This is a genomic window from Rubritalea marina DSM 17716 (assembly GCF_000378105.1).
Lineage (GTDB): Bacteria > Verrucomicrobiota > Verrucomicrobiia > Verrucomicrobiales > Akkermansiaceae > Rubritalea > Rubritalea marina.
Genome location: NZ_KB899254.1, coordinates 57,814 through 84,266, shown reverse-complemented (window position 1 = coordinate 84,266; position 26,453 = coordinate 57,814). Strand labels below are relative to the sequence as shown.

21 protein-coding genes are annotated in these 26,453 nt (G+C 53.5%); 18 read left to right on the top strand and 3 right to left on the bottom strand.

The genetic code is table 11. The features are described from left to right. The first annotated feature begins 60 nt into the window (after window positions 1–60). The 3 genes from ccoG (at window position 61) to F454_RS0107785 (ending at window position 4,740) form a co-directional block, all read left to right on the top strand. Complete coding sequence (gene ccoG, locus F454_RS14625; protein ID WP_033367686.1) at window positions 61–1,482, top strand: cytochrome c oxidase accessory protein CcoG; 1,422 nt, start codon at window positions 61–63, stop codon at window positions 1,480–1,482. Window positions 1,483–1,605: 123 nt separating this feature from the next. Then, window positions 1,606–2,373 carry a sulfite exporter TauE/SafE family protein gene (locus F454_RS0107790; protein WP_205619005.1) on the top strand — a complete coding sequence of 256 codons (768 nt, stop codon included), beginning with the start codon at window positions 1,606–1,608 and terminating at the stop codon, window positions 2,371–2,373. A gap of 42 nt (window positions 2,374–2,415) precedes the next feature. Then, window positions 2,416–4,740 carry a heavy metal translocating P-type ATPase gene (locus F454_RS0107785; protein WP_083912929.1) on the top strand — a complete coding sequence of 775 codons (2,325 nt, stop codon included), beginning with the start codon at window positions 2,416–2,418 and terminating at the stop codon, window positions 4,738–4,740. A gap of 27 nt (window positions 4,741–4,767) precedes the next feature. Here F454_RS0107785 and F454_RS0107780 read toward each other — a convergent pair whose 3' ends face one another. After that, the gene (locus F454_RS0107780; RefSeq protein WP_018970083.1) at window positions 4,768–7,272 is read right to left on the bottom strand and encodes a beta strand repeat-containing protein; all 2,505 of its coding nucleotides are present in this window, start codon (window positions 7,270–7,272) and stop codon (window positions 4,768–4,770) included. 206 nt (window positions 7,273–7,478) lie between these two features. Next, window positions 7,479–7,850, bottom strand: coding sequence for a glutaredoxin family protein (locus F454_RS0107775; protein WP_018970082.1), 372 nt, complete (start codon window positions 7,848–7,850; stop codon window positions 7,479–7,481). 296 nt (window positions 7,851–8,146) lie between these two features. On the opposite strand from F454_RS0107775, the gene rplS reads away from it, so the two are divergent. The 13 genes from rplS (at window position 8,147) to F454_RS0107700 (ending at window position 21,928) form a co-directional block, all read left to right on the top strand. Then, window positions 8,147–8,497 carry a 50S ribosomal protein L19 gene (gene rplS / locus F454_RS0107770; protein WP_018970081.1) on the top strand — a complete coding sequence of 117 codons (351 nt, stop codon included), beginning with the start codon at window positions 8,147–8,149 and terminating at the stop codon, window positions 8,495–8,497. A gap of 117 nt (window positions 8,498–8,614) precedes the next feature. Continuing rightward, window positions 8,615–9,586, top strand: a complete 972-nt coding sequence (locus tag F454_RS0107765) for a hypothetical protein (RefSeq protein ID WP_018970080.1) — start codon at window positions 8,615–8,617, stop codon at window positions 9,584–9,586. Between the two features lie 109 nt (window positions 9,587–9,695). Beyond that, window positions 9,696–10,709: a LacI family DNA-binding transcriptional regulator gene (locus F454_RS0107760; RefSeq protein WP_018970079.1), complete on the top strand. Its 1,014-nt coding sequence runs from the start codon at window positions 9,696–9,698 to the stop codon at window positions 10,707–10,709. A 122-nt stretch (window positions 10,710–10,831) separates the two neighbouring features. Continuing rightward, window positions 10,832–12,547 (top strand): solute:sodium symporter family transporter, encoded by a 1,716-nt coding sequence (locus F454_RS0107755; protein WP_018970078.1) that lies wholly within the window; start codon window positions 10,832–10,834, stop codon window positions 12,545–12,547. A 6-nt stretch (window positions 12,548–12,553) separates the two neighbouring features. Further along, on the top strand, window positions 12,554–13,726 hold the full coding sequence (gene galK, locus F454_RS0107750) for a galactokinase (protein ID WP_018970077.1): 1,173 nt from the start codon (window positions 12,554–12,556) through the stop codon (window positions 13,724–13,726). Between the two features lie 17 nt (window positions 13,727–13,743). Then, the gene (locus F454_RS0107745) at window positions 13,744–14,739 is read left to right on the top strand and encodes a Gfo/Idh/MocA family protein (protein WP_018970076.1); all 996 of its coding nucleotides are present in this window, start codon (window positions 13,744–13,746) and stop codon (window positions 14,737–14,739) included. Between the two features lie 174 nt (window positions 14,740–14,913). Beyond that, window positions 14,914–16,656 carry a CocE/NonD family hydrolase gene (locus F454_RS0107740; RefSeq protein WP_018970075.1) on the top strand — a complete coding sequence of 581 codons (1,743 nt, stop codon included), beginning with the start codon at window positions 14,914–14,916 and terminating at the stop codon, window positions 16,654–16,656. Window positions 16,657–16,745: 89 nt separating this feature from the next. Further along, the gene (gene ychF / locus F454_RS0107735; protein WP_018970074.1) at window positions 16,746–17,861 is read left to right on the top strand and encodes a redox-regulated ATPase YchF; all 1,116 of its coding nucleotides are present in this window, start codon (window positions 16,746–16,748) and stop codon (window positions 17,859–17,861) included. A gap of 119 nt (window positions 17,862–17,980) precedes the next feature. Further along, the gene (locus F454_RS0107730; RefSeq protein ID WP_018970073.1) at window positions 17,981–18,403 is read left to right on the top strand and encodes an EF-hand domain-containing protein; all 423 of its coding nucleotides are present in this window, start codon (window positions 17,981–17,983) and stop codon (window positions 18,401–18,403) included. Window positions 18,404–18,634: 231 nt separating this feature from the next. After that, the gene (locus F454_RS0107725; RefSeq protein ID WP_033367683.1) at window positions 18,635–19,957 is read left to right on the top strand and encodes a homoserine dehydrogenase; all 1,323 of its coding nucleotides are present in this window, start codon (window positions 18,635–18,637) and stop codon (window positions 19,955–19,957) included. Window positions 19,958–20,100: 143 nt separating this feature from the next. Continuing rightward, window positions 20,101–20,346: a hypothetical protein gene (locus F454_RS0107720; RefSeq protein ID WP_018970071.1), complete on the top strand. Its 246-nt coding sequence runs from the start codon at window positions 20,101–20,103 to the stop codon at window positions 20,344–20,346. A 352-nt stretch (window positions 20,347–20,698) separates the two neighbouring features. Continuing rightward, the gene (locus tag F454_RS14620; protein WP_018970069.1) at window positions 20,699–20,929 is read left to right on the top strand and encodes a type II toxin-antitoxin system RelB/DinJ family antitoxin; all 231 of its coding nucleotides are present in this window, start codon (window positions 20,699–20,701) and stop codon (window positions 20,927–20,929) included. Window positions 20,930–21,325: 396 nt separating this feature from the next. Further along, entirely contained in the window at window positions 21,326–21,928 is a 603-nt protein-coding gene (locus F454_RS0107700) for a flavin reductase family protein (RefSeq protein ID WP_018970067.1), read from the top strand. Between the two features lie 6 nt (window positions 21,929–21,934). On the opposite strand, the gene F454_RS14615 is transcribed toward F454_RS0107700, so the two are convergent. Next, window positions 21,935–22,438 carry a peroxiredoxin gene (locus F454_RS14615; protein ID WP_051083292.1) on the bottom strand — a complete coding sequence of 168 codons (504 nt, stop codon included), beginning with the start codon at window positions 22,436–22,438 and terminating at the stop codon, window positions 21,935–21,937. Between the two features lie 283 nt (window positions 22,439–22,721). On the opposite strand from F454_RS14615, the gene F454_RS0107690 reads away from it, so the two are divergent. Both F454_RS0107690 and F454_RS14610 read left to right on the top strand, forming a co-directional pair. Then, window positions 22,722–23,582, top strand: a complete 861-nt coding sequence (locus tag F454_RS0107690; protein WP_018970065.1) for a sigma-70 family RNA polymerase sigma factor — start codon at window positions 22,722–22,724, stop codon at window positions 23,580–23,582. 175 nt (window positions 23,583–23,757) lie between these two features. Further along, entirely contained in the window at window positions 23,758–26,442 is a 2,685-nt protein-coding gene (locus tag F454_RS14610) for a DEAD/DEAH box helicase (protein WP_018970064.1), read from the top strand. Window positions 26,443–26,453 lie beyond the last annotated feature (11 nt).

Genomic DNA, 26,453 nt, shown 5'->3' with positions numbered 1-26,453 from the left:
GTGTCATACCGTAGCGGGGGCACCTCACCTCAACCACCCTATCAATTTCAAATTCCATCTGTGGATCAGCACCAAAAAGCACCGAACTTAGACAGCCTCTCAACGATCAACAAAGACGGCTCAAAGTTCAACATCCACCCAGCCGATGTGAAGGGTTCCTTCACCATCCGCCGCCGCCTCACCGCTTGGGCTCTCATCGCCGTCTACATCATTCTACCTTGGATTCAAATCAATGGATATCCTGCGGTGTTTATTGACCTCGCCGAACGACGCTTTCACTTCTTTGGACTCACCCTGCTGACACAAGACTTCTGGGTCTTCTTTTTCCTTGTTTCTGGGCTAGCCTTCGCACTCTTCGTTCTCGCCTCATTGGTAGGTCGCGTCTGGTGCGGTTGGTTCTGCCCCTACACTGTCTTTCTCGAACACCTCTACCGCAGAATTGAACGCTTCATCGATGGTGATGCACCCAAACGCCGCAAGCTCGACGCCGCGCCGATGAGCTCAAGCAAAGCCTTCAAACGCATCTCCAAATGGGGGCTCTACATCATCGCCTCCTGCATCCTGGCGCACATTTTCCTGGCCTACTTCATCTCGATTCCCAAGGTCTGGGAGAACATGCGCCAATCACCGGGAGAACACATCTCCCAGTTCCTCTTCATCCTCGCATTCACCGGCATCTTCACCTTCTGCTTCGGCTGGTTCCGCGAGCAATTCTGCATCATCCTTTGCCCCTACGGGCGCTTCCAGTCGGCGCTCACTGATGACCAAACGGTCACAGTATTCTACGACGACCAACGTGGCGAGCCTCGTGGTAAAATCCGCAAGAATGACACATCTGAGAAAGGCGACTGCATCGATTGCCGCCGCTGCGTCCAAGTCTGTCCAACCGGCATCGATATTCGCAATGGCCTGCAACTCGAATGCGTGGCTTGCTCTTCCTGCATCGATGCCTGCAATGACATCATGCGCAAAGTAAAGCGCCCTACCGGGCTGATCCGTTATGACTCCAGCGCCGGCATCAATACTGGCAAGCGCAAGATCATCCGACCGCGCATCCTGCTCTACCTCGTCTTCACCCTCTTCGGCCTAGGAGCCCTTAGTGCCACTTTCGTGAGCAAAGCAAAGCCCTTCTATGCCGGACTCACGCGCATGCGTCAGACCACCTACAGCGCAAGCGCAGAAGGCGTCCGCAACACCTTTGTCATCCACATCACCAACAAGCGCAACCGCAGCGCGACTTATTCCATCGAGCTCTTAGACTCAGAGCACGCGGGCCTCAATGTCGAGAATCGCACACTAGAAGTCAGCGCCCTAGGAAACGATTCGATCACCCTCTCGGTGCTCTCACCTATCGCTGAATACAACGGGCCATTGGACATCGAATTCAAAGTCACAGCAGACGACGATTCCTCTCAGAAGCTTGCCGCTCGCTTCCTTGGGCCCAACCCATCACTTTACAAAGAAGACATCTCACAAAAATGAAGTTACTCGAACTCACCAAAAGCCTCTGGTTCTGGGTTATACTAATGCACCTACTTCTCATCGGAGCATGGTTCACCATCATCCGTATCGCCAATAGCTAAACACACCGTTCCTATGACTGAAATGAGTAGTATCGCTGCCCTGAGCGCGGGAATCGCCACCAGCCTCCATTGCGTGGGGATGTGTGGCCCCCTTGCGTGCTCGGTCACCAGCCGTGCTAAAAACCGCGACCACGCACTTCTAGAGACCTTGCTCTACCACACTGGCCGCATCACCTCCTACACCCTCATTGGAGGGTTGGCAGGCGCCATCGGCCACCAACCACTCAGCTACTTTTTCCACTCACCCGCCGTCATCTTGCCATGGTTGATGATCCCCTTTCTGATCATCACGGCCTTCCCAAACATCATCAAAATCCCGCAATTACGCTTTCTTGCTCGGCCCTACTACAAGGCGAAAATTTGGGCGCAAGACAAGCCACCTGGTGTGGCGGGCGGGTTACTCGGGCTCATTTCACCCTGTCTACCCTGCACCCCACTCTACCTCATCTTTGGGGTCTCGTTACTTTCAGGCTCTGCACTCACCGGTGCGCAACTCGCCTTGTGCTTTAGCTTGGGCACCGTACCCTTACTTTGGGCCGCGCAATCATCCACTCACGTCCTCACCAAGTGGATTCCAGGGCCATGGCGCAACCGCCTGCGCAAAAGCTTTCTAGTCGTCATCACCGTGATGTTAGCCATCCGCCTCCAGGGCACACTCCCATTCATCACAGACGCTCAAGCGGAAAACAAGCCGGCTGCAGAACAGTCCGAGCAGAGCACCACAATCACGCGTGAGATTGATCGCACCAAGCTCCCGTCTTGTTGCCCGGACTCTGGTTCTGCTCGCTAGACGAGCCCATTTTTCACGCCTCACCTTTAATCCACCGCGTCCTTGTCCCACACCTGTAAACATTGCTCCTCTCCAGTACTGCACTCCGATGATGGCTTCTGTTGCCGCGGATGTGAAAGCGTCTTCCAATTGATCCACGAAGGAGGGATGGGACTATTCTACGATCTCAAATCGAACGACACCCTATCCCCTCTTCGTGAACGTCCCTTCCAGCAAAAAGACTGGACTTGGCTCAAGGAAGCCGAACAACAAAAGGTCGATGACGGCCTCGAGCTCATCACTCTAGACCTTGGCCTGAGCGGCATGTCCTGCATGGCCTGTGTCTGGTTGGTTGAAACTGCAGCAAAACAACACGAAGGCGTTATCGAAACACGCGCCAACAATGCCAACGGTTCCTTTGAGCTCAGCTACCAAGCGAATCAAACCGATATCTCCGAGCTTGCCGACGCCCTCTTCAAGCTAGGCTATGAGGTCCTTCCTAAAAAGCTCGGCAAACACCAGGGCGTTACCGAATCACTCGTTGTTCGGCTAGGCATCTGCGGCGCGCTTGCCATGAACACCATGGCCTTCACCCTACCGCGCTACAATGGCATGGAAACAAGTGAAGACCTATCCAGCCTGCTCACCACCATTTCGGTAGCCTCATCGACACTGGCGCTTCTCATTGGTGGCTCATACTTTTTTAAGCGCGCTTGGACAGCCCTGCGCCTGGGCGGCATCCACATGGATCTCCCGATCTCACTGGGTCTCATCATCTCCTACATCGGCTCCATCGTCGGTTGGGCAGCCGACCACGAAAACCTATTCTACTTCGATTTTGTCGCAATATTCACCTTCCTCATGCTCACGGGAAAGCAGGTACAAATCACCTCGTTGAATCGAGCAAATCGCCGCTTTCAAGCAGACACCACAATTCCTGAATTCTACACCTCTCGTGAGGGCCTGCAGATCGACACCGAAGACATTGATGAAGATAGCGTGCTGCAGATACCGCCGGGAACCGTGGTGCCGCTCGAAGCAAGTCTACTCTCGGATAAAGCTGATATCTCTCTCGCCTGGCTTACCGGGGAGCCAAGCTCACAATGCTTCCAGCACGGCGCCATTCTACCAGCCGGCGCGGTCAACCAAAGCTCGAACACGATTGAGATTCAGACCAACGAAGCAAGCAGTAAAGACAGCGCCATCAACACCCTGCTCAGCTCAAAATCACGCCAGGTCGACCAAACGGACAATCAGCCACAACAACGCGCGATCCAAATCTATCTCGGCATCATTCTCCTCGCAGGCCTGCTGGCCAGTGCCGCATGGTGGTACTTCACCCAAGACTGGGTCAAAGCATTACAAGTATTGATTTCCATCTACGTGGTCTCATGCCCGTGTGGTATCGGCTTGGCCCTCCCTTTACTCGACACTAGAAGCTCGGAATTCGCCCACCACTTTGGCATTTTCCCTCTGACTACCCGCTTCTGGGAAAACCTCAATAGAGTCCATAAAGTCGTCTTCGATAAAACTGGCACCCTGACATTAGACAAGCCTGAACTGGTCGATCTCGAGCAGCTACATGCGCTCCCCCACTGCCATCAAGAAGCACTATTCACACTCACAAAGCGCTCCCACCACCCCTTGAGCCGCTCCATCTTCTCCGCCTTGATCAAGGCTGGCATCACCAACACATCGATCCCTGAAGGCGCCGACGAAACCGCAGGCATGGGTACGAGCTTGAAGCTGGCTAATGGAGACCATTACTTCCTCGGTCGCGGGCACCACAGCTCTCATACTGAAGAACTTCACTGCCAGCTACGACTGAATGAGGCAGTCATCTGTGACTTCCATTTCCACGAAGCAGCACGTCAATCGGCTGCCACCGCGGTCACCGCAATCAAGAAACTCCTACCCAACGCGCCCAGCATCCTCTCAGGCGACAGCCCAGAACGCGTCGAGCGCCTCGCCAACAAGCTCGGCATCGCCGAACACCACGGAGGATTAATGCCTCAGGAGAAAGAACTGGCCATTCAGAAGCTCGAAGAGCACCCCAGCCCCGTTCTCTACATTGGCGACGGTGTGAATGACTTGCCCGCGCTTCAGCGCGCCACTCTAAGTGGGGCACCTTTTGCCAATATCAATATGCTCACCAGTGACGTAGACTTCCTGTTCACCGACGAATCAATGGGCTTTCTGGCAAAGCTCTTTGACATCAAATCCCAACGTCGCAGACGCAAGCTGACCCTCGTTGCATACACCATCATATACAACCTAATGGTTCTAGGTATCGCATGCTCGGGTCACATGTCGCCACTCCTTGCAGCGATCCTTATGCCTCTCAGCTCCCTGCTCAGTCTAGCCATCGTCACGCGACGCTACCACTGAACAGGAAAGTAAATGAGAAAACTTGAATTAAGCGTTGCGGCGGCGGCGCATCAAAAGGCCACCAGCGCCAAGCGCAAGCATCACAGCTGAGGATGGTTCTGGTACAGCAGTAGTAAGCTGGAGAACCACATTCTGCGCTCCGTCGATGCTGAGGTTCGCATCATAACCAAAGAGCGTACCGTTGACACCAGTTCCCAATGAACCGGTAACCGTTGTCGCATCAAACAAGGTGTATAACCCCTCAGCCACACCACCTAAGTCGGTGAATGCAAAGCTATCGAGCTGTAAACCATCAATCAACAAGGCATCAATCCCTGTGATCATGTCGCCAGCTCCAGGAGTTCCCAATTCAAACTTCAAGGCTCCAGTATCCACATCTTCGAGGTTGAGGTTACCATCAATGGTCAATGCGGCTGCGATCGAAAGATCTGTGAGATCGAGCTGACCTCCTACATTGACAAGTACATCACCGCCGATAGTTCCTACACCACCTAGTGCACCACCAGTATTTACAGTGGTTAAGCCGGTAACCAAGGAATTGTCGCCATCGATATCCAAAAGCCCACCATTGACAGTCGTGCTGCCAGTGTAGGTGTTGGTTCCAGTGAGGGTGAGGTCACCAGTGCCATCTTTCACAAGGTCACCAGTACCACTGATGATCCCGCTGATGGTTTGATTTGTTGTGCTATTGTGGCTGTAGGTACCACTGTTGGCAATGTTGCCAGCGTAGCTACCACCGTTCAGCGCCGCATTACCAGCAACTTCTAGGGTGCCAGCACCGATGGTGATATTCCCATCCTGGGTATGCGTTCCAGTCACCGCCATCTTACCAGCACCAGTTTTATTGATTGAGCCATTGGCAAAGGTCGCTGAAAGCTCGAGATCCACGTCATCGGTGCCATCAGCCACATTGAAGTTCACAACCCCAGTGCTCTGCATGTTCATGAATCCACCACTGGTGGAAGAAACCGTATTTTTTGCCCCTCCAGTGGTGACGATATTGTGTCCGGTTCCCTGCAATAAGTTGTTACCGCCTTTGAAGTCTAAGGTACCACCGCCAGCACTGCCAAAGGTCACTGTCTTCGCGTTAAACACAGTGCGGTTGTTGCCTCCAATGCTGGACTCCAGCTCTAAAGTACTTCCATTGTTGATCTCAAAATTTGACTGGGATGGTTGAGACAAGTCAGCAATATTTTTAATCTGAAGTGTTCCACCATTCACAATGGTGCTACCACCATGCGCACTGTCAATCTGTATGGTGAGTGTCCCACTACCTTCCTTGACCAAGTCCCCGGTGTTGCTGTTGGCTATGGCTGTGGCAAAGGTCACATTCTGTCCATTGGTGTCGATGTTCAGATCACCAGAACTGTTCACAATGCGCGAGCTGTAGTCAGCTGCAGCGCTGTTTGATGTGAACTTAAGAGTACCACCTTCAAATTCGATGTCGCCACCAACACCCAAAGCATTGACATGGTCAGCTTCCAAGGTACCTGCTGATAGGATGGTTCTGCCAGTGTAGGTGTTGTCTCCGGAGAGTTTCCAGTAACTATCCTCAGTAGAACCATTGGTAGGTGCTTTGTCTCCCACAGTAAGCCTGAGGTCACCAGTGCCATCAGAAATAACCCCAGAAATGGTATTCACCCCAGTGTCCGCTGTACCAGAAAGTTGGAGGTGACCGTTCGTAAGGAGAGACGAGACAGCTCCCGAAATCTCAAGCGCGCCACTCTGGGCAATAATCGTTGCCGCACCCGATGAATTAATGTTGAACGCCCGATCAGTTGATCCGGCAGTCGCGCCGGTGTAGTTGAAGTTTGGAACCTGTCCGCCCCCACCGCCGAGCTGCACCATAGAGCCAGCACCAATCGCCGATGCAACTCCAATGTTGGCGACACTATTGACGTTTGCCTGACCTGTAATCACTTGAAAAGAACCAGTGTACGTATTCAAGCCTGTGAAGGTGATCACACCCGAATTATTGACCGCTCGAGAATAGACAGAGCCACCACCACTAATGACACCATTCGCAGTAATCTGCTCGTTCGCAGTATTCTGGGTACCAAAATTTACTGCCCCACTTGCGATCAAAATGTCATTATTGATCGTGTGACTTCCCAATGCCGTACCTCCTCCAGAGGAGGCTGCAATCGTTTGAAAACCTCCTACGATGGTGAGTTGGTCACCACTCAAGGTGATGTCACCTGAAGCCTTGCCGAAACGTAAATTTGCAACAGTTTGTCCTCCTGAAAGGGTGACTGTGCCAGTTGTCAGACCTACCGTGTCCGTACCAAAAAATACGTCATCGCTAGATGTCGTCGTTACCGAGTTGATCGCAGATCCACCTGTTGTGTCAGTGGACCAACCCTCCGTTGGGCCAGCGGTCGGGTCAGCCCAAGTGCCAGTTGCTGCGCCAAAGCCAGCCGTTGCGCCATTTGTATCCCAATAATAGGATGCAGCATGTGCGGGTACCACGCTCAGCCCTAGTAGAATAGTTAGGAACTGAGCCGAAGATTTAATCGAGGAGTAGTTTTTCATGGGTTCAATTGCAGTGTTTACGCCCCTACATATGCTAGACACAAGAGCGTGATGAAGCATCGTATATAAGTATGATATTGAGTCGATCATTATTTTCAATATCACTTGATGAAAACCCCCATCACCACCCTCACGTAACACAAAGAGCCCTAGGCTTTCACAAGAAAAACCTAGGGCTCCAGAAAGATTTCTATCAAGTATCTAACTTAATCTAAAAACTTAATTTTTTGTGTTGTACCTGGGATTTCTCCACGCGCCATCGCCTCATGTTGTTCATCCGTGCATGCTGAGTCAGTAGGCGAATCAGCCTCTTGATTATTCTGGGCAATGAAACCATTCTCAATCATCCAAGCTTCCACTTCGTCTCCCGAGACGTCCGCTAGCATGGTACCATTCACTTCGACACATGGACTCAGTGGCTGACCGCTTTTCTGCTCCATCTCCCAGCGAAACGCAGGATTCTTGATAATGTCTTTTTCTTCGAACGCGAGGTCATATTTACGCATGATGGCACGCACACCCTCACTCCACCCGCAGTATGTCTTTAAGTACGCTGTAATCTGAATGTCTTGGCTCATAATTTCTATTTGGTAACGGCAAGCCCCTCGCCCAAGGATCGAAGTAATTAAGATCACTTAAAGGGTAGCAGCTTGGTCTTGACTTTTACTGCGGCGACTCTATCCCCTGTAGCTCAATTTAGCAACTCTGGATTCCACCATGAACCCAGACTCCAGCGACTTATCTCATCATCCGCTGGCAATTATTTTACTTCATTCGTAAAAAACCAGTTGCATTCCCCGCGAGATTCCTGTAGCAATCCGCCCCCGCACTCGCCGCTGAAGGCGACACGATCCATTTCAAAGAAGGTAAACCGATGAACATCATTGACAAAATCGAAGCTGAACAGCTCAAGGACGAAGTAGCAGACTTCAACGTAGGCGACACTCTTAAGGTACACACTCGCGTTGTTGAAGGTGGTAAAGAGCGTATCCAGATCTTCCAAGGTCTCTGCATCGGTCGTAAAGGTTCTAGCGTGAATGCTTCATTCACCGTTCGTAAGATTTCCTACGGCGAAGGTGTCGAGCGTGTATTCCCAGTACACACTCCACGTATCGCCAAGGTCGAAGTAGTAAGCCGCGGTAAAGTACGTCGCGCTAAGCTCAACTACCTTCGTGACCGTATCGGTAAGCGCGCTCTTCTCGTGAAGTCCGCAGACCAGAAGTAAGGTTCCATCTCTTTTCTAGAGAAAACGGCACACAGTCACTCGTACTGTGTGCCGTTTTTTGTTTCCTGGGAACTCAGTCTTGATTCCACGGGACATCCTTGTAGTCATTAAGGACTCATGCGCATTCCTTGGTATATCGTCACCTTGCTCGCCCTTGGAGTGATTATCTCCGGCGCGTGGTTGTCGATCCGCGAAGCCGACTTCACCTCGCCCCCCACAGCACAGGCTGTCGACACCTCCGTAGCTGCATGGAAGGAAAACTACCCTCCACTCCCAGATAAACCAAAGGTGGTAAAACACAAACTTGTCGACATACCAAGCATCGACACACCAGTTGCCAAGGAACCTGCTCCCCCAGAGATCCCAATAGGAAGTCTCGCATTCTCTCCTGCTCTCAACCACTTTACCGAGCACGCTTCCTTCTCCTCAGCAAGCTTCATCCAGCTCGCCAAGTCACTCAGCAAGACCCCAGAGCACCGAGTCTTTGCCACCCTCGCATGGGAACGTGCCATCGACACCGGGAAGCCCGACACGCAAGAACTCCACCTCGCTGAAACAAGCCTTCTGCAGCTCGCTCAACACCAGCCAGCTTGGTGGGCAGACACCCACAACTCCTTACTCCTCGATGTCCACATCTCCGTCCCAGAGGAATCACTTACTGACAAAGAGGAGTTCACCAAGCAACTACTCCAGTCGATCCGCGATGGTTCAGGCTACTTAGTCATCCCCAACATCGTATGGCGACACAAAGAACCTAGCCACCAAGTATGGCTCAAAGCCCCTAGCGACAAAGGAAGCACCTCGCATAAAATCAAACTCGTCGACGCCGTACTCATCAAGCCCTCTGAAGAAGACTCGCAGCCCGAAGCAAGCGTGGCCCCAATCGACCAGGCCACACTCTACCAAGCAGTCTTTGATAGCATCGCGAGCACCTTGCGTTTTTCAGCCAGCCCGGAGCCACCACGACCGAGCACCCTGAGCCCCAAAGACAGCCTTTCAACCGCCCTCACGAGACTACACTGGCAAGCATTTGCTCATCTGCTTCACGGTATCAAGCCAGCACCAGAAGCCCACATGATCTCAGAGTAAGAGAGGTGACCGCCTCGCTTTCAACGTTGACAGACCAGATCTCTCTGGCGTCAAATCTCCTCTACCAGCTGGACCTAACTCCTCACTAACTGACTCCAACATGCTATCAATGAAACAACTCGCAGAGATCTGCGGTTACTCACGCGTAACCGTATCTGCTGCACTGAATGGAAAGTCAGGTGTCTCCGATAGAGTCCGTGAAGAAATACTCGCTAAAGCAAAAGAACACAACTACACGCCCAATAAAATGGCTGCTGCCCTCAAAGGGGAACGCTCCTACCTCATTGGAATGCTCGTGCGCGATATCTCCAACCCCTTCTTCTCGCAGATGATCAAGGTCATCGATGAAGTCGTCAGCAGCTCAGGATACAGCCTCCTCCTCCTCAATACCAATGAGGACCCAAAGCGCGAGGACGCCGCCATCAAAACGCTCTTCTCGTATAATATCGACGGACTCCTCCTCTCACCCTTCATCCGCGAGGACAACTCCTACAAGCTGCTCGACTACTTCATCCAAAAGGAGATACCAGTCATCATGCTCGACCGCCTACCAGCCGACCTCAAGCTTGGCTACATCGGCTTCCGCAATAGGCAGGGCGCTCACGATGCCACAGAGCACCTCTACCAAAAAGGCCATCGCAAGATCAGCTACCTTGCAGGCCCCGATATCTCTATTGCCTCCAAAGAACGTGGCGAAGGCTTTCTCCGCTGCCTGCGCGAACACGGTCTTGAAGAAACTGACCAATCGCTCGTCGCCTGCGGCTCCTCCTCAGAGAACGGTTACGCAGCAGGGCTCGAACTCCTGCGTGACGCTCAGACTCGCCCCACTGCGATCCTCTGCTTCAACGACCTCGTTGCCATCGGACTCTACCGTGCCGCCCTCGAGCTCGAACTCAAAATCCCCCAAGACATCTCGATCGTCGGCTTCGATAACATTGACCTCACCGAGATTCTCGCTCCACCACTCACCACCATGAGCCTCGAGATCAACCACGTCTCGGAGCAAGCCGCACGCAAGCTTCTCTCCTGCATTGAAAACCAAGAGAGCCCAGAATCCCTCCAAAAGGTATTCTACCCCAAACTGGTTGAACGCCAGTCAGTGGCCAGCCCCCCCCAGGCATAAAGCTTCCCCCCTATCCCTTGATCCACCCACTGTAATGCTCAGCATTAGAGATTTACTTTACACGTGTAAACCTGAGAGTTATCGTGTGAAGCCATAAGACCCAAACCTAAAAAAATCCATCCATGAATAGCATCACGATCTCCTTCATTTTCTTCACAGCCCTCGTAGGTTTGATCACCTGGCTGATGACGCGTAAGGATGACCACGGTAGTAGCGACGGCTACTTTCTAGGCGGCCGCAGCCTCACCTTCCCTTTCATTGCCGGCTCCCTGCTCCTCACCAACCTTTCAACAGAACAACTCGTGGGCTTGAATGGAGCCGCCTTCCAACACGGCCTCCACGTCATGGTTTGGGAAGTTTTTGCCGTCGTCACGCTCGTGGCTATGGCTCTCTTCTTCCTGCCCAAATTCCTACGTAGTGGTATTGCCACCGTACCGCAGTACTTGGAAGTCCGTTTCGACCGACGCACCCGCACGATTGTGGACATGATCTTCCTCGTCGCCTACGCGGTAATCCTACTTCCCATCGTCCTCTACTCCGGCGCGAAGGGTCTCTCTGCCATGCTCGACGTCCAGGCTCTGACTGGCATTGAAAGCGAGACTGGCGTGCTCTGGTTCATGGTCATTCTCATTGGAGTGATCGGCTCAATCTACGCCCTCTTCGGCGGCCTACGCACGGTCGCCGTGTCAGACACACTGAATGGCGCCGGCCTTTTGATCGGCGGTTTTTTGATCGCCTACTTCGGCCTCTCCGCCGTGGGAGATGGCGAAGGCATGCTTGCAGGCTGGAACAAGCTCACCGCAGAATCTCCTGAGCGCTTTAACTCACTGGGGGCAAAGAAAGACAACGTCCCGGTCGCCACGATCTTCACTGGCGTGATGTTGCTCAACCTTTTCTACTGGTGCACCAACCAGCAAATCATCCAGCGTACCTTTGGTGCCTCCAGCCTACAGGAAGGCCAGAAGGGCGTGCTTCTTACTGGTGGGCTCAAGCTCCTCGGCCCACTTTACTTGGTGATCCCAGGCATGATCGCCTACCACCTCTACGCCAATGGCGTCATGCAAGATGGTAAGCTGGTCGAAGTCGGCAATGACGACGCCTACGGCATGCTCGTCCGCGACGTGCTGCCTCAGCCGCTCACAGGCTTCTTTGCCGCAGTGATGATCGGCGCGATTCTTTCCTCATTCAACTCAGCGCTCAACTCCACCTGCACCCTCTTCAGTCTCGGCTTCTACAAAAACTTCTTCAACAAGGAAGCCTCCGAAGCGGAGTTGGTCAAATCCGGTAAATGGTTTGGTCTCGTGATTGCCATTTCCGCGATGATCATCGCCCCGATGCTTGCCGGTCAAGACAGCCTCTTCGGCTACCTCCAGAAGATGAATGGCATCTACTTCATCCCTTTGCTTGCCGTCATTCTTGTCGGAATGCTCACCAAGCGCGTACCACCACTAGCTGCCAAGGTCGGCCTCGCAGTTGGCTTTACCGTCATCCCATTTGGCTACTTCATCCCGATCGGCACCAAGATGGCCGACGGCGAATCCGTCAGTAAGTTCCTCTCTGGCGATGTGCTCAACGATTTCCATTTTCTCGGCGTCGGCTTTGCACTCGTGGTACTCAGCATGCTCATCGTCACCCTGGTCAAGCCGCGCGATAGCGACTTCATCCAGGAAGACGTGGAAGCCGTGGACATGACCCCTTGGAAACACGCTAAAGCCGTAGGCGCAGCACTCTGTGTGCTCGTCCTTATCATCTACGGAGCATTTGCTGATTTCTCAGCACTAAGCAAAGACCACAACATCCCGCCGGCTCCTGTCCCCGAGGCCAACAGCACCGAATAATTCAACATGATTCAAGAAAACATCATTCAGTTCGAAACAGTCTTCGGCACGGCACCAGACTTCCTCGCTCAGGCGCCAGGACGTCTCGAAATCTTAGGAAATCACACCGACTACAATGAAGGCTTCGTGCTCAGCATGGCCGTCGACCGTCGCACCCAAATTTCCTTCAAGAAGATTGAAGGAAATCGCTGCCAAGTATTCAGCCCAATGATGAGCGACGGCGTGCGCGAATTTGAGCTCGACGCGATCAGCACCCCATTGCCGAGCAAGGACTGGACTAACTACGTGCGCGGCATCGTCACTGAGCTGCAAAAGCGCGATCACAAAGTCGGCGCCTTTCAGGCATTGATCACCTCAGACATCCCCCTCTCAGCAGGAATGAGTAGCTCCGCTTCACTCGAAATGGCTCTCGTCACCGGCATCGACACACTCTTTGGCTTCGACCTCAGCACCCAGGAAAAAGCCCAAGTCGGCCAGGCTTGTGAGAATGACTACATCGGCGCCAACACCGGACTCATGGACCAACTCACTTCACTCTCCGGCAAAGACGGTGAAATGGTGGTTAGCGAGTACCGAAACATCAGTATCAGCCACACCCCATTGCCAAGCGAGCTCAGCTTCGTCGTGATCAACTCCAATGTCGCCCACGACCTCAGCCAAGAATACAACGAGCGTCGCCAACAATGTGAAGACGCCGTGGCAACCATTCAAAAAGAACACCCAGAGGTGCAGGCGCTGCGCGATGTGAACCTTGAGCTGCTAGAAGCAGCCAAGCCAAGCCTAGCAGAATACGACCACAAGCGAGCGCTCCACGTTGTGGGAGAAAACGACCGCGTCCACCAAGCGCAGAGTTTCCTCAGCGCCGCCGACTACGACGCCTTTGGTAAGTTGCTCTTCGCCTCGCACGAAAGCTCGCGCCTCAACTTTGAGAACTCCTGCCCAGAGCTTGACACCCTCGTCGAAATCGCAGCAGCGTCTCCCCTTTGCCTAGGTGCCCGCCTCAGTGGCGGCGGCTTTGGAGGCATCTCCATCCACCTCGTGCGCAGCACAGATGCAGAAGCATATTGTGACCATGCCATCGCAGCCTACACCAAGGCCACAGGCAAAGACACCACCGCATTTATCTGCCGGAGCGCCCAAGGTGCTGGCATCGAATCATACGCCTCTGCATCACTCTAACTTCACGCACGAACAGCATGAACCAACGCATTGGATTTATCGGCTCCGGCTTTGCCCAGGAACACATCAGCGCCCTCGCTGAAGTCCCCGGCAATGAAGTCGTAGCAATCAGCAGCCGCAGCAGTGAGGGCATCCAGCACCTCCTCGCCGACGGCCGCATCACCCACTACCCCTTCGAGAACCACCTCGAGATGTTACGCAAAGAGCAGCTCGACGCCGTCTACATCTGCCTCCCACCCCACCTCCACGGCGATATCGAAATCGCTTGCGCCGAACACGTCAAAGGTCTCTTCATTGAAAAGCCGATCGCTCTCGATCTCGCCACCACCAGCCGCCTCAACGATTGCTTCAAGCAAGCAGGCAATATCGTCAGCGTGGGCTACATGTACCGCTACCGCGAGAACATCCTCAAGGCCAAAGAGCACTTCGCCAGCAACACGTCGATCCTCATCAATGCCGCGTGGAGTGGCGAACTTCCACCCCCGTATTGGTGGAGACGTCGCGAGCAATCCGGCGGCCAGCTCACCGAGCAAGCCACCCACCTCATCGATAGCATCCGCTACCTCAGCGGCGAGATCAGCGAAGTCAGCGCCTACGCCACTCGCGGGTTCATCACCGAGGTCGATGACTTCAATGTCGACGACGCTATGGTCATGAACTTCCACCTCGCCTCCGGAGCCATTGGCACCGTGCAGACCTCCTGCTTCAGCCACGCCCACGGCGGCGGCGAACTCGGCATCTACCTCGAGATGGCCTCGCGCGAGAAAACCTTCCGCTTCCGCAACCATTGCATGGACCTCGAAATCCAGCATAACGCGCAACATCGCGAGAAACTCCTCTCAGCCGACAACCCGCTCATCGCAGAAAACACCGCCTTCCTCCAGGCACTGCGTAATGGCAACCACAATGGTATCCACTCCACCTTCGACGACGCCACGGAGAGCCTCAAGGTCAGCCTAGCAGCAGACCTCTCGATCCGCGAAAAACGCTGCGTCGCCATCGACTCACTCTAATTGAACCCGCAACAACCCCCGACAAGCTGTTATCCCCCATAACCTTACCCTCCCTCGGTTTGAGCTCTTTTCAAACCGAGGGAGAATGGGTGATCTTACTAACAAGTCCCCATTTTATACCAGCCACGCGCTATGTTCTTTCCGTAGCGGGGATAAGAAAATACAACTTGCATCATGCAATGTTTCATGAAGTCACTCACCGTGATGCTCGCCACTGTGATGCTCGCTAGTCCCTTGGCAATCGCCGATGAGCTTCCCTCCCCGGTGCCCGGCGCGGCACATTTCTTGAAGAGATACCCGGACTCTGACCTCAATAAAGACGGAATTCTAACCTCTAAGGAAAAAGAAGAATTCTCAATCGGCCACGCCATCGAGCTACTCGGCGGCAACTACACCTACGAGCAAGTGATGGTGCCGATGCGCGACGGCGTAAAGCTGGCCACTGGTATCTTCAGACCCAACAAGCCGGGTAAGTTCAACACGATGATTTGCCGCACTGCTTACGGCATCTGGGCTGCAGCTTTCTTCGATACCCACAAGTACGCCAAGCGCGACTACGTCTACATCTGCCAAGACCTCCGCGGCGATGGCGAATCCGAGGGAGCTGGCACCGTTGACCTCATGAGTTTCGACAACGAGATTCAAGACGGTTACGACACCTTCGATTGGATTATTAAACAACCGTGGTCCAACCAAAAGATCGGCATCTTTGGGCAGAGCGGCCATGGGTTTTCCGCCTACATGGCCTACCTCGCAAACCACCCAAACCTCGTCGTTTCCGACACCAACGTGAGTGGTGGCAATGCCCACCTCTACTGGACTTTCCATAATGGCGTTCGCCGTGAAATGCACTACCGCTGGATGTCTCAGCGCGGCGTCCCAGTCCCGAACTGGCCAAAGCCCGTCACGGAGTCATTTGACCGCGCCGGCTATGCTCAAACAGTCGAAAAAGCCAACGACAACAATCCTGCTGTCTTTGTCGCCAAGACTGGCTGGTACGACATCTTCGCCGAATCAGCACTCGATTACTTTGAAGACTTTGCCCAAGACGGCCACGTCTACATCCAGGTCGATGCCTCCGGCCACGGTAACATGAAAGGCAAGCCCTTCCCTGGTAAAGCCGTGCCAGCCGAATGGACGCTTCCAACAGCCAACGACGTGATGGCCGATCCAGATTCATACCGCGACAGCAAATCCCGCATGGTCTACTACCTCATGGGCGCCAGTGGCGAACCAGGTGCTCCAGGCAACGAGTACAAGATGACCGATGTATGGCCGGTACCGCACGACGATATTTCATTTTACGTTCACCAAGACGGCAGCCTGAGCAAGGACGCACCTAAAGAGGATGCGGCATCGCTCAGCTTTAAGTACGACCCTCGCGACCCTGTACCCTCAGTAGGAGGCGACGTCTTCATCCATGAAGGGGTGGGCCCGCGTGACCAGCGTGAGCTCAAGGACCGCAAGGACATCCTGCACTTCAGCTCAGCCCCACTCAGCGAAGCGATGGAAATCACCGGTAAGGTAACGGCTGAGCTCTACGTCAGCTCCGACGTCGAGGACACAACCTTCACCGCCAAACTCGTCGACATCTACCCAGACGGCTACGAAGCCATCATCCGCGACTCCATCGTCATGGGACGCTTCCACCAAGGCCTCGATAACGAAGTGCCAATGGAGAAGGGCAAGGTCTACAAACTGGACATGGACCTCTGGAGCACCGCCTACGTGATCAATAAAGGTCACAAGATTGGTGTCCAAATCTCCAGCAGCAACAGCATCAAGTACGACGTGCACCCGAACACCTTCCAGCAGGTAAACAACTTCAACGACTCCCCCGTCGCCACCAACACGATCCACCTCAGCAAAGAGCACCCGACCCACATCAACATTCCTGTGGTGAAAGCCAAAGAGTAACATCGAGCAGGCAGACTAAAGGAGTTAGCGATAAAGATGGAAAACCAATTTTCTTGCATCTTCTGATTCGCGTACTAGCGTCCCTCATTATGCTCCAAGCAGGAATTGTAGGTCTACCTAACGTCGGAAAATCCACCCTCTTCAACGCGCTCACCCGCACGCGCAAAGCCGAGGCTGCGAACTACCCCTTCTGTACCATCGATCCTAACGTCGGTGTCGTCACCGTACCAGACGAGCGCATCGCCGTTCTGAGCGAGCTTTCTGGTTCGAAAAAACAAATCCCTACAGCAATCGAGTTCGTAGACATTGCAGGCTTGGTAGAAGGTGCCTCAGAAGGAGCAGGCCTCGGTAATAAGTTCCTCGCGAACATCCGTGAAGTCGACGCCATCGTCCAAGTGATCCGTTGCTTCGAGAACGACGACATCATCCACGAGCTCGGCTCCGTCGACCCGATTCGCGACATCGAAATCATCAACGGCGAACTCATCCTCGCCGACATGGCCGCCATGGAGAAGCGCCGTGCATCGCGCGCCAAAAAAGCCAAAGGCGGCGACAAAGAATCTAAGGCAGAAGTCGAACTCATCGACAAACTCATGCCACACCTCGAAGATGGCAATCCAGCCATCACCCTCGAACTCACCCCCGAAGAACGCCTCCTCCTTCGCGACTTCTTCCTCCTCTCCAACAAACGCTCCATCTTTGCTTGTAATGTCTCAGAAGACGACCTCGCTACAGCCACTGAGGATCCATCCTCACACCCGCTCGTTGCCAAGGTAGTCGAATACGCTCAGAACAACCACGGCGCAGAAGCCATCGTGATTTCCGCGCAAATCGAGGAAGAACTCATCGACCTCGACAGTGAAGAAGCAGCAGAATTTCTCTCTGACATGGGCGTGTCCGACTCTGGTGTCTCAACCCTGATTAAGGGCGTGTACCACCTCCTCGGCCTCCGCACTTACCTCACCACTGGCGAACAAGAAACCCGCGCATGGACTATCATCGCAGGGGATAAAGCACCAGTCGCAGCCGGCGTCATCCACACCGACTTCGAGAAGCAATTCATTCGTGCCGAAGTCATCGCATACACCGACTATGTCACGCACAAGACAGTGTCCGCCGCTCGCGATGCTGGAGCGCTACGAGCAGAAGGTAAGGAATACGTTGTCCAGGACGGCGACGTCATCAACTTCCTAACCGGCGCCTAAACAGACCCTATACATCTTCGAAAACCAACCCACCCAGCCTTCGCAAGAAGTGCTGGGTGTTTTTTTTTGCAACTTCTACCAAGGTGCAGAGTTTCAGTTCGTGAATCCGATACGAACTTATGAAGAAGACATCCATTATTTTAACACTCGCCGCGATCGCAATGCCTTGGGCCGCTCACGCCCAAGATGAAAACAATCAAAAACAACGCAACGGCAAAAAAATGCGCGCCAAGCTCATTGAACAATTTGATGCCGACGGCGACGGCAAACTCGATGAAACCGAGAGAGCTGCTGCAAAATCCGCCATGAAGGAACGCCGTGCAGAGTTCATCGCACGCCATGACACCGACGGTGATGGCAAACTCAGCGATGAAGAAAAACAGGCCGCCAAAGAGGCCTTCCTCGCCAAATACGATACCGACGGCGACGGCAAACTCAGCGCAGACGAACGACAACTCGCGCGCGACGCCGGAGAAAAATTTCCCATGCACCGAAAAAAGAAGTGCAACAACAAAGGCGGCGGCGACACAGCTTCCGAATAACACTTTCTAGCTGGTGGGTACCCACGGTGGGGCCAGCCAGATAGCGCAATGTGTGGTTGCGCTACTAGATACTCGACTGGCTCATGCATTCCGGTGCATGAGCCAGTCATTTTTTGGCCACATCCCACACAAACTCAAAAAAGCGCATAATGTTTTGACTAATAGCAATTCTTCCGCAGCATGGGCGCGCTTGAAGCAATCAAGCAGAAATTTTTTTTAATTATCATCATTATGGCTACGCATCACATTGGTATCGGCATGGCTGGTTTTGGAACCGTTGGCACAGGCGTCTGGGAAGCACTCGAACGCAATAGCCAACTCATCTCCAACAGAGCCAAAGACGCATTCTCGCTCAGCATCAAAAAAGCTGCGGTGCGCGACATTACCAAAAAGCGTGTGCCCAATGCGCCAGATTCGCTTTTCACCACGGACTGGATGGAAGTCGTCCATGCCCCAGATGTAGACATCGTCGTAGAACTCATCGGTGGCACCACCACAGCATTCGACATCGTTGCCGAAGCAATCAAACTCAAGAAGCCAGTCGTCACCGGCAACAAGGCACTCCTCGCTGAGCGCGGCGAAGAGCTCTTCAAACTCTCCAGTGAGTACGACACCCCGATCCACTTCGAAGCTGCAGTGGCAGGCGGTATTCCAGTCATCAAAGCGGTGCAGGATTCCTATGTGGGTAACCGCATCGAAACCATGTCTGGCATCATCAATGGCACATCCAACTACATCCTAGAACGCATGACCTGCGGCGGCCTCGACTACCTTACCGCCCTCAAGGAAGCTCAAGAACTCGGTTACGCAGAGGCAGACCCTGCGCTCGACGTCAACGGCTGGGATGCGGCACACAAAGCAATCCTTCTCGCCACACTCGCCTATGGATTCACCATTCCCTCAGAGCAAGTCTACGTTCGCGGGATCGAGCGCGTGCGCACCATCGACATCGATTTTGCCACCCAGCTAGGCTACGTGGTCAAACTTCTCTCCGTGGTTCGCGAGCATGAAGACGGCGCCATCGAGCTACGCACCCAGCCTTCCTTCATTGCCAAATCCCACATCCTTTCCTCTGTCAATGGAGTCTTCAATGCGGTAGCTGTCCGCGGCGACGCATCTGGAGAAGCTCTCTTCTACGGCAGAGGCGCCGGCAAGGAACCAACCGCCTCTTCAGTGGTCGGCGACCTTGTAGAAGCCGCCTACACTTTCGTTCACACTGCAGGTCACCGTGGATTCCTTCCATACACAGACGCAGGTAAACTCCTTCCGATTGAAGAAACCGAAACCTCATACTACGTGCGCTTTGAAGTTGACGATCGCCCTGGCGTGATCGCCCAGATCGCCAACACCTTAGCAGACGACGGCATCGGAATCTCCGGAACACATTCACCGGTCGACCCAGAGAATCCGGACAAAGAATTCCGCGATATGGTCTTCCTCCTCCACACTTGCCCATTCGGGAAACTCACCGAGACCCTCGCCAAGTGCGAAGCTCTCGACTGCGTGAAGGACGAGCCCGTGGTCTTCCGCATCGAGCAATTGGCCACCAGCTAATCGCTTCTCTGGCACTCAACCAACTCACTTTTAAAAGCACCGCACTCACCTCGAGGCGGTGCTTTTTCATTTACAGCCCCCACCCTAACAAATAAATATTGGAACACGAGAGTTTGAAACTGACGCTAACTTAAATCCCTGACATGAAAACTGATACTCAGAAACAGCAGATACTATTAGTATTCGTGACCATCTGCTATGGACTCATCGCAGTTCTCTACGACTTGAAGCTCGGGGTTGTCTATTGCGGCACCCTCGTAGTTGGGGCAACAGCGTTAGACCTTGTTAGACGGAAGCTCAAAGAACAACAAAATGAAATTGAGAACTTAAGGTTAGAAATGGACCGGCTCAAAAAATCGATCGATGCTGAAAAAGGTCATAATCAGTGACATTGCACCACCAAACATACATTTTGCTCACCCCACCCCTAGCGCCTGCCTCTTGAAAGCTCTCTAAATTCTTGCTGCAATCGTCGCCTTGCTCATCGCAGCCCTTGGAACTCTTCTCTTTTTCCCCACGCAACCCAGCGTTTCTAGCACCAAGGAGCTCAGGCTCTCTCTGGAAAATGCTCACTCTCTGATCATCTATGAAGGGCCCCCTCACCAAATGTTTGAAACGGAGCTCTTGGCAGTAGAGCTTCAAAGAGAAGAAATCACACGGTTTGCAGGATTCCCTTTCTACACATCCGCTAGAGAAAGGACCTTAGATTGACACGTAGCTCATTTGTGCTACATTCAGTTCATGCAAGATACAGTAGTTAGAGCGCGAGTGAGTTCAGCACTGAAAGAAGACACCGAAAAAGTCTTCGATGCCTTGGGGCTCACAACCACCGAAGCGATCCGCATGTTCCTTGCGCAAGTGAGGCTCAGAGGCGGCTTACCCTTCGATGTGGTTCTACCAAGTGACAATCAGGATATTTTACGTTCATCAGACAAGCGACAAGCAGCATTAGATTCCTTGTACGATGACTAAACCCGGGGAAGTGTAATGGGTCGACTTAGGATTGGGCGCGAAGGTGCGCATGATGGTTATTGTTTCACGACATGATCCTGACGCCCCCAGAGCACTCTCTCTTTGGGTTCCCGTTACCTCTGCCTATCGTGGGTCTGGATACGAAATCGAACTACCTAGCTCACACTTCCTCAGAGTAAAGAGCTATGCCAATGTACAGGGTCTATGGCGATTCAAGATCATGAACTAGGCGACAAAGTGGGGGTGATTTTTGGCGAACCCTTTGAACAAATCAAAGCCGCGCTGAGATGGACTCTCGATTTATAGAGTCATCGCTCTCCCCTGCATGTTCAATATGCTAGTCACGCGGCCCAACTCTCCCCTTGGCAAGGATACTCTGCTTGCTAGCTTGTGGACATGTCAGTAACCTTTGACCTCGACGGTGAGCACCGCACCAATGCCTACCAAATTCTTTCCAGCCTGATCACGCCGCGTCCGATCGCCTGGGTGAGCACGCTGAATGAAGACGGGAGTGTCAATGCTGCACCTTTTTCCTTCTTCAATGTCTTTGGCTCGCGCCCGCCGATGATTGTCTTTGCGCCGGGCAACAAAGGGCCTGGTGAGCTCAAGGACACCGCACGTAACATCAAGCGGCAGAAGCAGTTTGTGGTGCACATGGTCGATCAGCCGATGCTCGAGCTAATGAATCACAGCGCCGCCACACTGCCCTACGAGATACCAGAGCTCAGTGCTGAACACTTCACCGCTTCAGACACCATCGATGTGCCGCGCATCGCGGCCGCCCCAGTAGCCATGGAATGCTCCGAGCACAGCTGCCTCGAAATCGGACAAAACCGACTCATCATCGGCCTCGTTCACACCGTGCATGTCCAAGATGGCATCGCCAACCCAGACGACGCCAAAATCAACCAAGCACAATACGCACCCATCGGCCGCATGGCCTCGCCAAATTGGTATTGCGAAACCACCTCGATTTTCCAGCTCGATCGTCCAGACTAGCGCCACTTAGCTTTCTTGCTCAAGCGAGCGCAGCACTGCATCCAGCTCCGCCAACTGGCGCGACGGGATACTCGAGTCAGCCTTCCACAGGATCACTCCATCGCGTACCAAAAAACTACGGCGCGAGGCAAACTGGCCAAAGACACGCTTCACCCCAAAGACCTCCATCGCCTTCCCCTCGGGATCTGAAAGTAAGGGGTAATCAAAACCATGGCGCTGGGCAAAACCCGCCAGCCTATGAGGGGAGTCGGCACTCACACCGACCACGCGAAGGCCGCGTGTTTTAAAATCTGCTAGTTCATCGCGCACACCGCATGCCTGGGCAGTACACACTGGCGTCTCAGCCCTTGGGTAAAAGAAAACGTAAGTCAGCCCCTCCGCCATCATTGCATCCAAGGCTACGAGCTCGCCCGCTTGGTCGCAAAGCTCAATCGAGGGCAAGCTCTTTCCTGCTTCGAACCCATCCGAACCAGAACCAAATATATCTTGGAATAAACCTCTTAGCATCATCGTCACACTCGGTGTGATTGACCACACTTGTACTCGAAAAATGATGCATTTGCAAACCCCGACAATTCAGCACTGCTCTCCTCTTTTTTCCGCCTCATTTTCAAACATCCTTTTAAATTCAATCAACGTAAAATCAAGGGATTCACAATCAAACAAAGTATAAATCTAACTTTTTAAATAACTTTTTTAATTTTTTAAACAAGTCTCCGCAACTGAGACGCTTAGTGAGTAAGAACCGAGGAAGATACCCGACCTCATCGAAAACTCCAAACTACCCAAAATCATGAACACAAAGGAAAGTGACACTTCATTACGTCTCTACTTGAATGAAATCGGCAAAACCGATCTTTTGACACCAGAGCAGGAAGTTGAATTAGCTGGCAAAATCAAGCAAGGCGACAAGGATGCTCGCACGCTGATGATCAAGGCAAACCTCCGCTTGGTAGTTAAAATCGCACAAGATTATTCCAACTACGGACTCTCTCTGCAGGACCTCATTTCTGAGGGCAACATCGGTCTCATGAAGGCTGTCGAACGATTCGACCCAGAACTTGGCGGCAAGCTTAGCACCTACGCTTCCTGGTGGATCAAACAATCCATCAAACGCGCTCTTGCTAATCAAAGCAAAACCATCCGCCTTCCGATTCATATGATCGATAAGATCTCTAGAATGCGCCGCATCGCTGCGATGATGGCTGAAGAGCTGGGCCGCGAACCAAGCGATGCTGAACTTGCTACCGAGCTAGGCATTCCACGCAAGAAGCTCGCTCTGTTGAAGCAATCAGCTCAGCGCCCGACTTCGCTCAATGCTCCCATCTTAGAAGGAGAAGCTGGCGAATACGGAGACATCATCAGCGACGAAAAGATGGTCGACCCAGCAATGAACTTGGTAAACAAGAACATGCACTCCGAGGTTGATGAACTCTTCGGCCAACTGGATGAACGCGAACAACGCATCATCGATGCTCGCTTCGGCCTCACCGGTCAAACTCCGAAAACCCTCGAGGAAATCGGACTAGAATTCGGCGTGACACGCGAACGCATCCGTCAGCTTCAGAATGCTGCGCTCACCAAGATGCGCAAAAGCCTGCAAAAGATGGATCAACCGAGCCAAGCAGCTCTCGCTGAACAACTCGCATCCTAAGCGGAACCATTTTACTAGCATCCCCTCAGTTAGATAAAAACCAAGAGTCGTGAGCTCAGCCTATGGCACCGAAGTCACGACTCCATAATCAACAAAGAACGAGAAATTCCGGTTTCTCGTTCTTTTTTTGTGCCCAGCCATCCGCTCTAGTATATGCTCACGCCAAGCAAGCGCTATGGAAGCAAGCATCAACCTAGAGCAAATCCAAGACCACCTCCAATCCAGTGATTGGGAATCGAGCTTCAGCGCAGCGGATACCGTATCTGCAAAGCGTATCGCACACCGCCAGCTCCTTCACTCAGTCAAAGGTGAATTCCTCGATACCGGTGACGCGGAAATCGTGGCCACAGTGACCCCCGAGCAAGGCGACCCTGTCGTCACCACGGTTGCCCTGTGGCTAGAAGACCTCGACGTGGTGGCCGATTGCTCCTGCTCCTGTGCGGTTCAGAGCGACTGCGAGCACGCTGCCGCTTTACTCTTCTACCTACGCAAAGGCGAGCGCCTCGCGATCAGCTTTGGAGAAGGATCTCTGGAAGCTGAACCCCAGGAGATGGTCGTCACCGAGACACCCGCTGTCCCACCAGCCAGCAGCCCTGAGAACCCTGAAATTTCCTTCTTCATGGAACTCCGAAGGGTCACAGGCCAGCAGAGCCACGACACCCTGCGCTCTGTGCACGCACTTTGCTATGTCGAGTACCAAGGCGAGCGCTTTCCTCTCGATCCCTCAGGGAACACCCCAGCCATTAGTCGGGACGGTACGCAGATCAAACGCGACCGTGAGGCAGAAATGACGGCGCTCCAGACACTCTACGCCTACAAGCTCGAACCCAGAAAAGCTTCAGAATTCGCGCGCGCTCTGGCTCGTATTGAGAATCCTGAGCAGATTCAATGGCGTCCCAACACCAAGCAGTGGCCACACCCAGACCTCTACTGGCAACGCTTCCGCTTTCAAGGGATCCTTCCACTAGAGCGCCGTGGCTGGCGGGTAGATATCGCCCCCGATGTCGGACACGAGCCACTCATCTTTAAATCAGAAAATTGGAAAGCCGAAATGGTTGAGGAAGCGCAAGGGTGGTTCAACCTCAGCGCAGGCTTTTCCATTGATGGTGAAGACTTTGAAATCCAGCCTATCCTCGCCACCCTCCTCAAGCATCAGTTCCTTGAGGCCACAGAAGGAATGCAGCCCCTGCAGGAATTCATGGTCTACCTTCCTGATGGCCGCGGCCTCGTCCTACCAGTCGGGCGCTTCCGCACGATGCTCACCAACTTGGGCGAAATCCTCTCATTCAAATTCACGGACGGCCCCATCAAAATGAGCAAGCTCGAAGCGGCCCAACTCAGCCGCGAAGAAGACCTCGCAATAGAAGGTTCCGAAGAACTCGCAGACCTCGCCATCACCCTACAGAATGGCGAAGCTCAGGCGGATGTCGCCGTGCCAGCCACTCTCCGCGCCACGCTACGCGACTACCAGCTCGAGGGCTTCCGTTGGATGCAATTCCTCGCTAGCAATCAGCTCAGCGGCGTGCTTGCCGATGACATGGGCTTGGGCAAGACATTACAAACACTCACCCATCTTTTAAAAGAAATCGAATCTGGCCGCAGCGCGGGCAAGCCCAGCTTGATCCTAGCGCCGACTTCGGTGGTGGTCAATTGGCAGCGCGAAGCGGCAAAGTTTGCCCCTAGCCTCAAGATTCTCATCCTCCAAGGGGGAAAACGCCATGCGAACTTCGCTAGCATAGCAGAATACGACCTCGTGCTCAGCTCCTACGCCTTGATCCACCGCGATCTCGAGCAGCACCAGAAGCACGCCTACCACCTCCTCGTGCTCGACGAAGCCCAACACATCAAAAACCCTGGAGCACAGGTCTCAGCTGCCGTGCGCCAACTCGATGCCTCGCTCAAGATCTGCCTCTCAGGCACACCAATCGAGAACAACCTAGGCGAACTCTGGGCCCAGTTCGACTTCCTCATGCCTGGCTTCCTCGGCAGCCGCGAGACCTTCAATGAAAGCTTCCGCCACCCGATTGAAAAAGACCACAATGAGGACAAACGCCAACGCTTACAGAACAAGCTCGCTCCATTGATTCTGCGCCGCACCAAACATGATGTTGCCAAAGAACTCCCACCAAAGACCGAGATCCCACACAGCATCCAGCTCAACGAAGCGCAAAGCGACCTCTACGAAACCGTGCGTGCAGCCATGGACAAGCAAGTCCGCCAGGCAATGGCGGCTAGAGGCCAAGAAGCCCAGATTGTCTTCCTCGACGCCCTACTCAAGTTACGCCAAGTTTGTTGCCACCCAGCACTCGTGAACCTCAGCCAGGTGCCCGAGCGCGCTCAGCACAACACCCCAGAATCTGCCAAACTCGACTACCTCAGCGGCATGTTGAACACCCTGAAGGCCGAGGGCCATAAGGTCCTCATCTTTTCACAATTCACCTCAATGCTCGACCTCATCGAAGCCGTCCTCATCGAGAAACAACTCAGCTACCTCAAGCTCACCGGCGCCAGCAAGAACCGCCAAGAAATGGTGGAAGAATTCCAATCTGGCGGCATCGACGTCTTCCTGATCTCACTCAAAGCTGGCGGCACCGGTCTCACCCTCACTGAGGCCGACACCATCATCCACTACGATCCATGGTGGAATCCTGCCGTGGAAAACCAAGCGACCGACCGCGCCTACCGTATCGGCCAAACAAAGCCGGTCATGGTGCACAAGCTGATCTGCGCGGGCACCGTGGAAGAAAGGATTCAGAAAATGCAGGATAAAAAACACGGCATTGCCAATAGCATCCTAGACACCCGTAACATGCAGCCCGAGCTAGATGACTCGCTGATGCAAGATCTGCTCGGCAAATAACCCGCCGCTGG

Excerpts from the sequence above, each read along its gene's own strand:
- F454_RS0107790 (WP_205619005.1), top strand. The coding sequence starts at position 1,606 with ATGAGTAGTATCGCTGCCCTGAGCGCGGGAATCGCCACCAGCCTCCAT.
- F454_RS0107780 (WP_018970083.1), bottom strand. The coding sequence starts at position 7,272 with ATGAAAAACTACTCCTCGATTAAATCTTCGGCTCAGTTCCTAACTATT.
- F454_RS0107775 (WP_018970082.1), bottom strand. The coding sequence starts at position 7,850 with ATGAGCCAAGACATTCAGATTACAGCGTACTTAAAGACATACTGCGGG.
- rplS (WP_018970081.1), top strand. The coding sequence starts at position 8,147 with ATGAACATCATTGACAAAATCGAAGCTGAACAGCTCAAGGACGAAGTA.
- F454_RS0107765 (WP_018970080.1), top strand. The coding sequence starts at position 8,615 with ATGCGCATTCCTTGGTATATCGTCACCTTGCTCGCCCTTGGAGTGATT.
- F454_RS0107760 (WP_018970079.1), top strand. The coding sequence starts at position 9,696 with ATGAAACAACTCGCAGAGATCTGCGGTTACTCACGCGTAACCGTATCT.
- F454_RS0107755 (WP_018970078.1), top strand. The coding sequence starts at position 10,832 with ATGAATAGCATCACGATCTCCTTCATTTTCTTCACAGCCCTCGTAGGT.
- galK (WP_018970077.1), top strand. The coding sequence starts at position 12,554 with ATGATTCAAGAAAACATCATTCAGTTCGAAACAGTCTTCGGCACGGCA.
- F454_RS0107745 (WP_018970076.1), top strand. The coding sequence starts at position 13,744 with ATGAACCAACGCATTGGATTTATCGGCTCCGGCTTTGCCCAGGAACAC.
- F454_RS0107740 (WP_018970075.1), top strand. The coding sequence starts at position 14,914 with ATGCAATGTTTCATGAAGTCACTCACCGTGATGCTCGCCACTGTGATG.
- ychF (WP_018970074.1), top strand. The coding sequence starts at position 16,746 with ATGCTCCAAGCAGGAATTGTAGGTCTACCTAACGTCGGAAAATCCACC.
- F454_RS0107730 (WP_018970073.1), top strand. The coding sequence starts at position 17,981 with ATGAAGAAGACATCCATTATTTTAACACTCGCCGCGATCGCAATGCCT.
- F454_RS0107725 (WP_033367683.1), top strand. The coding sequence starts at position 18,635 with ATGGCTACGCATCACATTGGTATCGGCATGGCTGGTTTTGGAACCGTT.
- F454_RS0107720 (WP_018970071.1), top strand. The coding sequence starts at position 20,101 with ATGAAAACTGATACTCAGAAACAGCAGATACTATTAGTATTCGTGACC.
- F454_RS14620 (WP_018970069.1), top strand. The coding sequence starts at position 20,699 with ATGCAAGATACAGTAGTTAGAGCGCGAGTGAGTTCAGCACTGAAAGAA.
- F454_RS0107700 (WP_018970067.1), top strand. The coding sequence starts at position 21,326 with ATGTCAGTAACCTTTGACCTCGACGGTGAGCACCGCACCAATGCCTAC.
- F454_RS14615 (WP_051083292.1), bottom strand. The coding sequence starts at position 22,438 with ATGATGCTAAGAGGTTTATTCCAAGATATATTTGGTTCTGGTTCGGAT.
- F454_RS0107690 (WP_018970065.1), top strand. The coding sequence starts at position 22,722 with ATGAACACAAAGGAAAGTGACACTTCATTACGTCTCTACTTGAATGAA.
- F454_RS14610 (WP_018970064.1), top strand. The coding sequence starts at position 23,758 with ATGGAAGCAAGCATCAACCTAGAGCAAATCCAAGACCACCTCCAATCC.